The sequence below is a fragment of the Pseudomonas sp. F8002 genome (assembly GCF_013385495.1).
Lineage (GTDB): Bacteria > Pseudomonadota > Gammaproteobacteria > Pseudomonadales > Pseudomonadaceae > Aquipseudomonas.
In genome coordinates this window covers 63,857-77,818 of the sequence record NZ_JACAPW010000033.1, presented here as the reverse complement: position 1 = coordinate 77,818, position 13,962 = coordinate 63,857, and the positions used below count along the sequence as shown (strand labels likewise).

Genomic DNA, 13,962 nt, shown 5'->3' with positions numbered 1-13,962 from the left:
GATCAGTTGATGGGCGCAGGTGCCGCTTGGGAAGCTGCGCGGGCCGGGGTTCCATTGGGCGATGTTGTGCTGTTGCTCGGTCGCGTCCAGCAGCGGCAATTCCCCGATGCGCCGTTGCGGATCGGCGACGATACCTTGCAGCAGGTTCAGCCAGTGAGCGGCCAGGCGTTCGATGGTGCCAGTGTCGAATAAATCAGTGGCATAGGTGAATGTGGCGGCCAATGCGCCCCGGGTCTCGTGCGTGCCAAGGGTCAGATCGAATTGCGCCGTGTGCGAGCTCCAATCCAGGCTCTCGACATGCAAGCCTGGCAGTTGCAACGCTTGGGCGGCATCGCCGCTCTGGTGGTTGAACATCACCTGGAACAACGGACTGTGGCTCATGTGTCGGTCCGGTGCGAGGGCTTGCACCAATTGCTCGAACGGCAAATCCTGGTGAGCCTGGGCGCCCAGCGAAGCCTGCTTGACCTGCGCCAGCAATTGATCGAAAGGCATTGCCCCCTGAATCCGCGCATCCAGCACCTGGGTATTGACGAAGAAACCAATCAGGCCTTCGGTTTCAAGACGGTTGCGGTTGGCCACCGGCACGCCCACGCGGATGTCCGACTGGCCGCTGTAACGGTGCAGCAATACCTGGAATGAGGCGAGCAACAGCATGAACAAGGTGCAGCCTTCGCGCTGGGCCACGCGCTTGAGGCGTTCGGTCAGCCCGGCATCGATGGCGAGGTCCAGCCGCGCACCGCGGTAACTCTGCACCGCCGGACGGGCGCGGTCAGCAGGCAAAGGCAGCACTTCACCGCCATCACCCAGGCGTTCGGTCCAGTAGCCCAATTGCCGCGCAAGCTCGCCGGCTTCCATCCATTTGCGCTGCCAGATCGCATAGTCGGCGTATTGAATCGGCAGCGCCTGCAGGTCCGGCGCCTGGCCAGTGCTGTGGGCAGCATAGAGTTTGACCAGGTCGTGAACCATGATCTGCGCCGATGCGCCGTCACAAATGATGTGGTGCTGGGTGAGCACCAGCACGTGGTCGTCCGGTGCCAGTTGCAACAGCTTGACCCGCAACAACGGGCCCTGCTGCAAGTCGAACAGCGCAGTGATTTCAGTGTCAATCAACGCCTTGAGCGCTGCGGCGTCCGGCACCGCTTCCAGCACCACCGTCGTGACCGGCAGGCTCAGGCACGCGTGCGCAACCTGCAACGGCCCTTCCGGCCCGTCGACAAACACCGTACGCAGCACCTCATGGCGCTCCAGCAATGCATCGAAGCTGCGCTGCAACGCCGGCACGTCCAGTGCACCGCGCAACCGCAGCGCCGTCGGCACATGGTAGGCCGCGCTGTGAGGGTCCAATTGCCAGAGGAACCACTGGCGCTCCTGGGCGTAGGACAGGCCGATATGCTCGAACTCGTCACGCATCGCCGGAATCGGCAACGCGGCAAAACTCATGTTTTTGCTGTGCAGCTTTTGCAGGAACGCTTGCCGTTGGGCGAGCGGCAAACGGATGAATCGCTGAACCAGAGACAGGTTATCGAGCTGAGTCATTTTCAAAGGGTCTCCAGGTCTGCCAGGAAATCATGCATCTCACTCAAGTCTTCGCTGGAGTGAGGTGTCAGGTGCACCGCCAGTTGCGCGGCGTACTCCGACAGCGATGGGGTTCGAAATAAAAGGTCCAGGGGCACGGCTGCGCCTTGCTCCATTTGCAGGCGGGCTGTCGCTTGGGTCGCCAGCAAGGAATGCCCGCCCAATTCAAAGAAGTTGTCGTCGCGCCCTACCCGCGCAAGCTTGAGCACCTCTTGCCAGATCTGTGCGACGCTCTGCTCAAGCGCCCCTTGCGGCGCCACATAGGCCCGCAGCAACTGATTGGCGTCGGGCAGCGGCAAGGCTTTGCGGTCCAGCTTGCCGTTGGGCGTCAGCGGGAAGCGCTCAAGCAGCATCCAGTGCGCCGGAATCATGTAGTCCGGCAGGTCGCAGGCAAGCCGCGCCTTCAGCTCGTCGCGCAGCGCCACCAGCGACTGCGCCTCGGCCGCCTCAGTACCGGCCGCAATCAGGTAGGCCACCAACTGCGTGCCACCCGGCCCTTGCTGAGGCACCACCACCGCCTCGCGGATCGCGTCCTGCGCCAACAGGCACGCTTCGATCTCTCCCAACTCGATGCGAAAGCCACGAATTTTCACCTGGTGGTCTGCCCGGCCGATGTACTCGATCACACCGTCGATGCGATGTCGCGCAAGATCACCGGTGCGGTACAGCCGTGTGCCATTGCCAAATGGATCCGGCAGGAAGCGTTCGGCGGTGAGCGCCGGCCGCTCGTGGTACCCGCGCGCCAGGCCATCACCGCCAATCAGCAATTCACCGATCAACCCGACAGGGTTCGGCGCGAAGTGCTCGCCGACGATGTACAGCGAGGTGTTGGCAATCGGCCGGCCGAGGTAAGGCAAGCGCTTGTCTGTGGTCAGTGGATAAGCCGCCGACCAGATCGTGGTTTCCGTGGGCCCATAGAGGTTCCAGACCGGGCCTGCGACCGCCAGCAAGCGCTCGGCCAGGTCCTCGGCCAATGCCTCGCCGCCACACAGGCATGTGCGTCCGGCAAGACGCTCGGCCATGGGATGCTCAAGCAACATGCGCCACGTCGACGGCGTGGCCTGCACGATACTGACCTGCTGCTGTTCGATAATCCCCAGCAATGCTTCAGGGTCGTGGGCGCTCTGTTTGTCCACCAGCACCACGGCCGCACCGCTGAACAGCGCGCCGTACAGTTCCAGGCCGAAAATATCGAACGAGAAGGTGGTCAGCGACAGCAGGCGGTCACTTGCCTCGATGCCTGGTTCGCGGGCCATGCTGGCAACGAAATTCACCAGGGCACCATGGCGTACCATCACACCCTTGGGCTTGCCGGTAGAGCCCGAGGTATAAATGGCGTAGCACAGGTTATCGCCGTCCACCGACACCTGCGGATTGGCCGCCTGTTCAGGGCTGACCGATTCATCCATTGCACTCGCCAAGACGGTGTGCACCCCTGCCGGAATCGGCAACTGGCGCAGCAACGATGCCTGGGTCAGAAGCAACTGCAACCCACTGTCTTCAATCATGTGGGCCAGGCGATCCACCGGATAGTGCGGATCGAGCGGCACGTAGGCGCCACCGGCCTTGAGGATCGCCAGCAGCCCGACGATCATGTCCACCCCACGCTCAAGGGCGATACCCACCGGTTGGTCAGCGCCGACACCGAGTTCAATCAAACGATGCGCCAGGCGATTGGCCTGGGTATTGAGTTGAGCGTAGGTCAGCGCCTGATCAGCAAACAGCAGCGCCGTGGCATCCGGCGTCTGCCGTGCCCGCGCCTCAAACAGACGATGAATGCAGTGCTCGCCCGGGTAGGCGCTTGCGGTGGCGTTCCAGTCCTGCAATTGCTCGCGGGTTTCACTCGGGTCCAACAGCGTGAGGTCACCCAGTGGGCGTGCGGCATCGCTGCTCATTTGCAGCAGAAGACGTTTGAGGTGCACGCCGATCTGCTCCACCGACACAGGTGTGAAGCTCGCACATTGATAGCTGAACTGCACGGTCAGCTCGGCGCCCAGGCCCACCAGCAGGGTCAGCGGGTAGTTGGTTTGCTCCAGATTACCCACGGCACCAAAGCGCAGGCCCTGAGGCGAACCTTTCTCCAGGGCTTCTGAAATCGGATAGTTCTCAAACACCAGGATGTTGTCGAACAGCGCTTCACCGCCCTGCCCCGCCCAGCGCTGGATATCGAACAACGCGGTGTGCTCGAAGTCCCGCAACGCCAGGTTCTGCGCCTGGACGCTGTGCAGCCAATCCCCCAGGCTCTGCTCGGGGCGCGGGCTGGCAATGACCGGCAAGGTGTTGATGAACAGGCCAATCTGTTGCTCGACGCCTGCCAGGTCCGCCGGGCGCCCCGACACGGTTGCGCCGAAGGCGACGCAGGACTTTGCGCTGTAACGCTGTAACAGCAACAGCCACGCTGCCTGGACCACAGTGTTGACGGTGACTTTCGCCTCTCGGGCAAAGTCGCCCAGACGGCGCGTTTGCTGCTCATCGAGGTGCAGGTGGTGGTGAGCGTAAAGGTGGGTGGCAATGCCCTGCGCCGGACGGGCAAACATCTGCGCCAGGCGAATCGGTTCATCCAGGGCGTGCAACTGCTCCTTCCAGAACGCTTCGCCGAGCGATGCGTCCTGCCGCTTCAGCCACGCGATGTAATCACGATACCGGCCAACGGGTCGTGCCACGGTTTCTGCGCTGTAGTGCTGTAGCACTTCGCCGAGCAACTGCGCGCTGCTCCAGCCATCCATCAGGATGTGATGGTTGGTGTAGATCAGGTGATGACGATCAGTCGCCGTGCGTACCAGTACCAGGCGCATCAAGGGTGCGCAGTTCAGGTCCAGGCCTTGGGCGCGCTCTTCATCGGCCAGGGTTTGCAGGGCCGCATCCCGATCGGCGTGACCGCTCCAGTCGAGCACACGGAACGGCACCTGCACTTGACGCTGTACCACCTGCATCGGTTGTTCAAGATTGCCTTGCCAGATGAACCCGGTACGCAGGATGTCATGGGCATCCACCACGGCTTGCCAGGCCGCGCGGAAGCGTTGCGGATCGACGCCATCGATATCCAGGCGCATCTGGTTGATGTAATCGCCATTCCCCTGTTCGAGCAAGGTGTGGAACAGCATGCCCTGCTGCATCGGTGACAACGGGTAGATGTCGTCGATGCCTTGAGGTTCGAGAACCAACGCATCGAGTTGGGCCTGAGACAGTTGCGCCAACGGGAAATCCGACGGCGTCACTCCCCGGTTGGCGTTGTCGCAGCAATGGCCGATCAGCGCCGTCAGTTCTTGCACATAGTCATCGGCCAGGCGCTGGATGGTCGCGGCATCGAACATCGCGCCGCTGTAGGTCCAGCTCAGGTCCAGTTCACCACCGAAGACTTTGCTGTTGAGCGCCAGCGGGTTGCCGAGCGGTCCCTGCAGGTTGACTTCTGCACCGCCGGATTCGCCGGTCGGCACAAACAGGGCGTCGGCGGCGGCATCGAAGCTGGCGTCGAACTGACCGAGATAGTTGAAGGTCAGGCACGGTAGCGGCAAGGCTTGCAGAGACTCCCGTGTCTGTTCATCGCCCAGGTGCGCCAGTGCGCCGAAGCCGATGCCCCTATGCGGAATTGCCCGCAGCTGCTCCTTGATCTGCTTGAGCGACCCAGCGAGATCCGCAACCGGCGACAGCCGCGCCGGGAACACGCTGGTGAACCAGCCCACGGTACGGGTCAGGTCGATGTGCTCGAACACGTCTTCGCGACCGTGCCCCTCAAGCAACACCAACGCATTGTCGTCACCGGTCCAGCGCGTTATCACCCGCGCCAGCGCGGTCAGCAATACGTCGTTGACCTGGGTGCGATAGGCCGCCGGCGCATCCTGCAACAGCTGGCGGGTCAGGGCCCGGTCCAGCTTGCTACGCAAGGTCAGGGCCTGATCATGTTGCTGCCCGCCGTTCGGACGGTCATACGGCAAGGCTGGCGAAGCGCCCTGCAACTGTTGTTGCCAGAAACCCAGCTCGGCCTGCAGCGCAGGGGTTGTGGCGTAGTCCTGCAATGCCGCCGCCCAGGCCTTGACCGCACTGGTCCTGGCCGGCAACTGCACACCTGCGCCTGAAAGGATTTGCCGGTAAGCGTTCTGCAGATCCTCGAACAGAATCCGCCACGACACGCCATCGACCACCAGGTGATGGATAATCAGCAACAGCCGTTGAGTGCCGTCCGCCAGGTTCGCCAGCACCGCGCGTATCAGCGAGCCACCGTTCAATTGCAGGCTGCGCTGGGCCTCGTCACCCACTGCCTCAAGGGCTGCGAGGTCCGCAACCTCCACTGGCCACAGAAGCGTTTGATCCGTGTGCGCCGCGGCGTCACGGTAGTGTGCCGACCAGCCGTCAGCCCGTTCGACGAAATCCAGGCGCAAGCTGTCGTGATGCGCCACCAAAGCCTCCAGCGCCTGCTCCAGTGCGTGTGCATCCAGTGCCTGCGCCGGCTTGAGCATCACCGACTGGTTCCAGTGGTGACGATCGGGTATTTCCTGAGCGAAGAATTGCTGATGAATCGGCAACAGCACCGTGGTGCCGGTTGCCGGTCGCTGATCGATCGACGGTAGCGTCTCACCGGTCTGTGCGACCACGGCCAGCGCCTGGATGCTCTGGTGCTGGAACAGGTCTTTGGGGCTGAAGCGAATCCCCGCCTGCCGCGCACGGCTGACCACCTGGATCGAAATGATCGAATCGCCACCCAGTTCGAAGAAGTTGTCGCTGATGCCCACCTGCCCAAGCTTGAGCACGTCTTGCCAGATCGTCGCCAGTTGCTGCTCCAGCGCGTTGCGCGGAGCGACGTAGGCTTGTTGCAGTTGACTGACATCCGGTTTGGGCAGGTTCTTGCGATCCAGCTTGCCGTTCGGTGTCAGCGGCATGCGTTCCAGAGACAAGACATACGCCGGCACCATGTGCGCCGGCAATGAAGCCTGGAGCTGCGCACGCAGGTCTTCGCTGAAACCGGCACGGGTTGAATCGCCGACCACGTATGCCACCAGGCGCTTGCCGCTGCCGGCGCTGCCTTCCTGGGCCACGACCACTGCTTCGCGCACACCCTGGAGGGCTTGCAGCGCCGCTTCGACCTCACCCAGCTCGATGCGGAAGCCGCGGATCTTCACCTGATTGTCGATACGATCCAGATAGTCGAACGTGCCGTCGGTGCGCTGGCGCACCAGGTCGCCTGTGCGGTAAAGCAGGCCGCCAGCGGCGCTGAACGGGTCAGCGACAAAACGCTCGGCGGTCAGCCCCGGTCGGTTGAGGTACCCACGGGCCAGGCCGGTGCCTCCCAGATACAGCTCACCGGCCATGCCTTGGGGCAACAGGTTCAGGTCGGCGTCGAGCACATAGGCGCTGCGGTCACCGATGCGGCTGCCGATCGGCGCGTAGGCAGCACCGCACGGCACCTCGCGACCGGCCTTCCAGATCAGCGGGGTGACCACGGTTTCGGTCGGGCCGTAGCCGTTGATGATGTAGTCCGGATCGAGCGCACGCTTGACCCGCTCGAAACTGGCGTTCGGCACCGCGTCACCGCCAAAGCAATAGATGCGCACCTTCGGTGGATTGCCGACGCGCTCGGCATGTTCGGCCAGTTGTTGCAGGTACACCGGCGGGAACGCGACCACGGTCACGCCGTGTTCGATCATGGCGTTGTAGGTCTGCTCCGGCGTCCACAGCGTGTCGTCGCGAATCAGCAGCGAAGCCCCGTGAGTCAGGCTGGTCAGCCAGCGTTCGTGGGCACCGTCGAAGGCGAACGACATGAAGTGGAACTCACAGTCGCTGTCGCGCATTTCATAGCGCTGGCCGATGGCCTGGCAATGCATGGCCAATGGACCGTGGGCAACGCTGACGCCTTTCGGATTGCCAGTGGAGCCGGAGGTGTAGATCACATACGCAAGGTTGTGCGGGTCGAGCTGCACCGAGGGTGCCTTGATCGACTGCTCACGCAGATCAAGACGGTCCAGCTCCAGCAAGGGTACCGATTCGGCAACCGGCAACTGCGCCGACACCGACGAATCGCTGATCAGCAGCGCCAGCCCCGAATCCTCGATCAGGTAGGCCAGGCGCTCGCGCGGGTAGAGGGTGTCCAGCGGCACATAAGCGCCGCCGGCCTTGAGCACCGCCAGCAACGCCACAATTACCGACTCGCTGCGCGGCAACGCCACACCCACACGGGTTTCAGCGCCAACGCCGCGGGCGATCAGCGCGTGGGCCAGTTGGTTGGCGCGCTGGTCGATTTCACCGTAGCTGAACTGCCGATCGTTGAAAATCACCGCTGTGCGTTGCGGGCGCTCGGCCGCCAGGGTGGCAATGCGCTGATGCACGCCGATGTCCACCGGGTACGGCTGTGGATGGTTCTGCGCTTGCTGGCGGGCCTGTTCGTCGCGGCTTGCCAGGGCGATTTCACCCAGGTTGCGTTCTGCCGACTCGGCAAACTGCTCAAGCAGTTGCAGCAAATGCGCACTGATGCCTTCGACCACCTCGCTCGCGAATTGGCCGCGGTCGAAGCTGTAATGCAACGCCAGCTGCCGGCCGAGGGTCACCGCCACGCTCAGCGCGTAGTGCGTCTGCTCCAGGTTGCCCACATCGCCGAACACCAGCCCCTGCCCGGCCTGGCTCAGCGCCTGGGCTACCGGATAGTTTTCGAACACCAGGATATTGTCGAACAGCGCTTCACCGCCCTGCCCGGCCCAACGTTGGATGTCCGCCAGCGGCGTGTGTTCGAAGTCACGCAGGCTGAGATTCTGCGCCTGTACCGTTTGCAACCATTGGCCGACGCTTTGATCGGGACGCGGTGCGCCGATCACCGGGAGGGTGTTGATGAACAGGCCGACCTGTTGCTCGATGCCGGGCAAGTCTGCCGGACGTCCAGCCACGGTCGCACCGAACGCCACCGCTTCGTGCCCGGTATAGCGTTGCAGCAACAGCAGCCACGCGGCTTGCACGAGGGTGTTGACGGTGATTTTCTGCTGGCGGGCAAACGCTTCCAGCGCCTGGGTGCGTTGCTCGTCCAGCGTCAGGTAATGGTCGCCGTGACCGCTCTGGCGCGCGCCTGCGGTGGCCGCGCGGGCCAGCCGGGTCGGCGCTTGCAGCGCGGCCAGTTGTTCGCTCCAGAAGTCCTGGCTCAACTGGGCGTCCTGACGTTGCAGCCAGGCGATGTAGTCGCGATAGCGGCCGCCGGCATTCGCCGGTGTGCGGCCGCTATAGCGCTGCAATACTTCGCCGAGCAACTGCGAGTTGCTCCAGCCGTCCATCAGGATGTGGTGATGGGTGTAAATCAGGTGCCATTGGTCACTGCCGGTCTGCACCAGTACCAGGCGCAGCAGGGGCGCACAGGCCAGGTCAAACCCTTGCGCTCGCTCGGCATCGGCCAGCGCCGCGAGGGCCGCCGGCTGATCGTCGCGGGCCCGCCAATCCAGGGTGGCGAACGGCAGTTGCACCTGCTTGTGCACGATCTGCAGCGGTTGCGCCAGCTCGCCCTGCCAGACGAAACCGCTGCGCAGGATGTCTTGCGCATCGACGCTGGCCTGCCAAGCGGCGCGGAAACGCTCGGGATCCAGGCCCTGCACGTCGACGCGCAACTGGTTGATGTACTCACCCGCCGCCTGTTCGTACAGGGTATGGAACAGCAACCCTTGCTGCATGGGCGACAGCGGATAGAGATCGTCGAGCTGACCGGCCGGCACCGGCAGCGCATCCAGTTGCGCCTGGGTCACCCGCGCCAGCGGGAAGTCCGACGGCGTGGCTTGCGCAGCCGGCAAGGTGCAGCAGTGTTCGATCAGTGCATGCAGCTCGCTGGCATAGCGGTCCACCAGTTGCTGCACTGTCGCGCTGTCGAACATCTCGCGGCTGAAGCCCCAGCTCATCGACAGTTCGCCGCCATAGACCTGGCCTTCAACCGTCAGCCAGTTGGCCAATGGTGCCGCCAGATCCTGTGCCACACCGCTGGTTTCGGCAGACGGCACAAACAAGGCCGCGTCGTCGAACTGACGGTCGAACTGGCCCAGGTAGTTGAAGGTGATCCGCGGAGGCGCCAGTGCCGCCAGCTCGGCGCGTATTGCCGGGGCCGCCAGATGACGCAGCACGCCATAGCCCAGGCCTTTGTCCGGCACCGCGCGCAGTTGCTCCTTGATCGACTTGATCGAACCGTCGAGGTCATCGCTGGCGGTGAGGTTGACGGCGAACAGGCTGGTGAACCAACCCACGGTGCGACTCAGGTCGATGTCATCGAACAGGTCTTCGCGGCCATGGCCTTCAAGCTCGATCAGCGTGCCCGCCTGACCGCTCCAGCGACTGATGGTGCGGGCCAACGCGGTGAGCAGCAGGTCATTGACCTGAGTGCGGTACGCGGCGGGCGCCTGTTGCAGCAACTGACGGGTCCGTGCGGCGTCGAGTCGCCACTCGATTTTTTCACCCTGCGCATTTTGCAGGCTGGCGTCAGGTCGGTCGCACGGCAGATCCTTCGCATCCTGATGCTGGGTTTTCCAGTACATCAGTTGTTCATCGAAGCGCTGCACTTGCTGTTCGAGCCGCGCAGTCCAGCCCTGGAATGCACTGGTTTTCGGCGGCAGCTCAATGCCGCCGCCTGCCGCCAATTGTTCGTAAGCCTGCTGCAGATCTTCCAGTAATACGCGCCAGGACACACCGTCGACCACCAGGTGGTGAACGATCAGCGCCAGGCGCTGGCTGCCATCGGCCAGCGTGACCAGCAAGGCTCGCAACAGCGGGCCGTTTTGCAGGTCAAGGCTGCGCTGCGCCTCGTTGCACAAGGTATTCAGGTGTTCCGCCGACTCGGCATCGCGTAGCCACAGATCAGCGCTGGCCACTGGAGCATCGTGTTTTTGCTGCCAGCCCTCGGTGCTTTCGGTAAAACGCAGGCGCAAGGCATCGTGGTGATTGATGATGTGCGTCAGCGCTGTATCGAGCCACTGCACATTCAAGGCCTCACGGGGAGTCAGCAGCAGCGATTGGTTCCAGTGTTCGCGCACCGGCATCCCGCGGCTGAAGAAATGCTGCTGGATCGGCCCGAGCACGGCATCACCGCTCACCGGCCCCTGATCCACCGCCGAGCGTTTATCGAGGGTGGCGACCAGTGCCAGGCTGCGCACGGTCTGGTACTGGAACAGGTCACGCGGGCTGACGCGGATGCCGGCCTGCCGCGCACGGCTGACCACCTGGATGGAGATGATCGAATCGCCGCCCAGCTCGAAGAAGTTGTCTTCGAGGCCGACGCGCTCAAGACCGAGCACATCCTCCCAGATCGCCGCCAGGGCTTTTTGCAATGCATCCTGTGGCGCCACGAACGCTTGCTGCGGCGCAGCGTCCGGCAACGGCAAGGCCTTGCGGTCGAGCTTGCCGTTGGCGGTCACTGGCAATTTCACCAGCGGCATCAGGTGGGTGGGCACCATGTATTCCGGCAGGCCGTTCAACAGCCACGCCTTGAGCTCCGGTTGCCACGGCGTGGCAGGCTCGCCTCCCTCCAGCACCAGGTAAGCAACCAACTGTTTGCCCCCCTGCACCAGCACCACGGCCTCGCGCACCAGCGGGTGTTGCATCAGGCGGGTCTCGATTTCACCCAGCTCGATACGCAGGCCGCGCAGCTTGACCTGATGATCGAGGCGGCCGAGGTATTCGATCACACCGTCGGCGCGCTGGCGCACCCGGTCGCCGGTCCGGTACAGCCGCGCACCGTCATTGAACGGGCACGGCACAAAACGCTCGGCGGTGAGCGCCGCGCGGCGGTGGTAACTACGGGCCAGCCCGGTGCCACCGAGGTAAAGCTCACCGCTGACACCTGCCGGCACAGGGTTGAGTTGCGCGTCGAGGATGTAGGTTCCCAGATTGGCGATGGGGCGGCCGATGGGCACGCTGTCGGCACCTTCGTCGATGCAGGTCCAATGGGTGACGTCGATGGCCGCTTCCGTCGGGCCGTAGAGGTTGTACAACCCGGCGCCCGGAAGCTTGGCGAACACCTGCAACTGCGCATCCAGCGCCAGCGCCTCGCCACTGCATACGATGCGCTTGAGGCTGGCGCAGGCCTGCACGCCCGGCTCGTGGATAAATGCCTGCAGCATCGACGGTACGAAGTGCAGCGTGGTGATAGCGTGCTCGCCAATGGTCTCGATCAGGCGAGCCGGCTCGCGATGCTCGCCGGGTGCTGCGACCACCAGCCGTGCGCCGCTCATCAACGGCCAGAAGAACTCCCACACCGACACGTCAAAGCTGAACGGGGTTTTCTGCAACACTGCGTCGCTGGCATCCAGGCCATAAGCCTGCTGCATCCAGCACAGGCGGTTGACCAGCGCACGATGGCTGTTGCCTGCGCCCTTGGGCTTGCCGGTGGAGCCGGAGGTGTAGATCACATAGGCGAGGTTCAGCGCGTGCACGTTGACGGCCAGAGGCTCGCGGCCGTAATCGTCGAGCCAGCCTTGTGCCTGGTCGAGTGCGATGACGTGGATGCCGTCGACCGGCAAGGTCGACAGCAGGCCCTGCTGGCTGAGCAGCAGCCCGATGCCGCTGTCTTCGATCATGTAAGCCAGGCGTTCGCGGGGGTATTCAGGGTCCAGCGGGACGTAGGCGCCGCCGGCCTTGAGAATCGCCAGCAGGCCGACCACCATTTCGATGGAGCGCTCGATGCAGATCCCCACCAGTACGTCCGGGCCAACACCCTGCTCGCGCAGGGCATGGGCCAACTGGTTGGCGCGCGCGTCGAGCTGCGCGTAGGTCAACTGCGTCGCGCCGAACACCAGGGCAACGGCGTGCGGAGTGCGTTGTACCTGGTCTTCGATCAGGTGGTGGATGCCACGTTCGGTCGGGTACGTTTCGGCCGTCTGGTTCCAGTCATGCACCAGCACGTGCTGCTCTGCGGCGGCGAGCATCGGCAGTTCACCGATGCGCTGGCTGCCATCGGCGACCATCGCCTGCAACAGGCTGAGCCAGTGCCGGGCCATGCGCTCGATGGTGGCGGCGTCGAACAGGTCATTGGCATAGGTCAGCGCGGCGTGCAGGGTGCCGGACTTCTCGTAGGTGTCCAGGCTCAGGTCAAACTGGGTGGTACGGCCTTGCCATTGCACCAGGGACAGTTCAAGCCCGGAGGCGGTGTTGACCGCGGCGATGTCCGCCACTTGCGGCTGATGGTTGTACATCACCTGGAACAGCGGCGTGTGGCTCAGGCTGCGCTCGACTTTCAAGGCTTCTACCAGGCGTTCGAACGGCAATTCCTGATGGGCCTGGGCGCCCAGTGCGTGTTCCTTGATGCCTTGCAGCAATTCGTCGACGCGGGTTTGCCCGGTCAGTTCGGTGCGCAACACCTGGGTATTGACGAAGAAACCGATCAGCCCTTCGACTTCGCTGCGGTTGCGGTTGGCAATCGGCACGCCAACCCGAATGTCGCCCTGCCCGGTGTAGCGATGCAGCAGCACGCTGAACGCGCCGAGCAGCAACATGAACAAGGTCACATTGTGTTTTTGCGCGCAACTGCGCAACTGCGCAGCCAGCGCCGGATCAATCGCAAAGTCATGCCGGGTGCCCTGGTAGCTGGGCATCGCCGGGCGTGGATGGTCGATGGGCAGTTCCAGTACCGGGTGCTCATCTCCCAGGCGTGCCTGCCAGTATTCCAGCTGACGAGCCTGCTCGCCGGCCTCCAGCCAGCGGCGCTGCCACAGGGCGTAGTCGCTGTACTGGATCGGCAAGGCCGGCAGTTGCGGCGGCTCGTTGCGCTCATGGGCGTCGTAGCAGCGAATGAACTCGTCGATCAGCACGTTCATCGACCAGCCGTCGGACACGATGTGGTGCAAGGTCAGCAGCAGCACGTGTTCCTGCTCGGCCAGCTTGAGCAATTGCACCCGCAGCAGCGGGCCGTTGGCCAGGTCGAAGGGCAACAGCGACTGACGGGTAGCGACCTGCATCACCGCCTGCTCACGCTCGGCGGGTGCCAGGGCGCTAAAGTCCAGCTGTTCAACGACCAGCGGCGACTGCATAGCTACTTGCAACAGGCGCTCGTCCGCCTGGGACTGGAACACCGTGCGCAAGGTTTCATGGCGGGCCACCAGGCTGGCGAACGCCTGCTCGATCGCCGGCAGGCTCAAGGCGCCCTTGAGCCGTACCGCGCCGGGCAGGTTATAGGCGCCACTGGCCGGATCCAGTTGCCACAGAAACCACATCCGCTGCTGCGCATAGGACAGCGCCTGCCGATCCTCGGCCTCCACCCCTGCCGGGATCGGAAACCGGGAAAAATCCACCCCTTCCTTGTGTAGCGCCTGGAGGAACATCTGGCGTTTTTCCAGGGGCAACCCGATAAACCGGCGAGCAAGTTTCAAGGAGTCTTCAGCGTTCATTTCTTGGGATCCGGGGCAATAGGCAGGAAGCACAAAGGCACGTCGTCCCTATAAA

2 protein-coding genes are annotated in these 13,962 nt (G+C 63.7%); both read right to left on the bottom strand.

The annotated features are described in order from the left end of the window. On the bottom strand, positions 1 to 1,536 hold a 1,536-nt coding region (locus tag HX811_RS24550; protein WP_256344461.1), incomplete at its 3' end, for a condensation domain-containing protein. A gap of 2 nt (positions 1,537 to 1,538) precedes the next feature. Next, the gene (locus HX811_RS24545) at positions 1,539 to 13,907 is read right to left on the bottom strand and encodes a non-ribosomal peptide synthase/polyketide synthase (RefSeq protein WP_177047746.1); all 12,369 of its coding nucleotides are present in this window, start codon (positions 13,905 to 13,907) and stop codon (positions 1,539 to 1,541) included. Positions 13,908 to 13,962: the final 55 nt, after the last annotated feature.

Bases quoted from the DNA above. Each gene is read 5' to 3' on its own strand.
- HX811_RS24545 (WP_177047746.1), bottom strand. From the start codon at position 13,907: ATGAACGCTGAAGACTCCTTGAAACTTGCTCGCCGGTTTATCGGGTTG.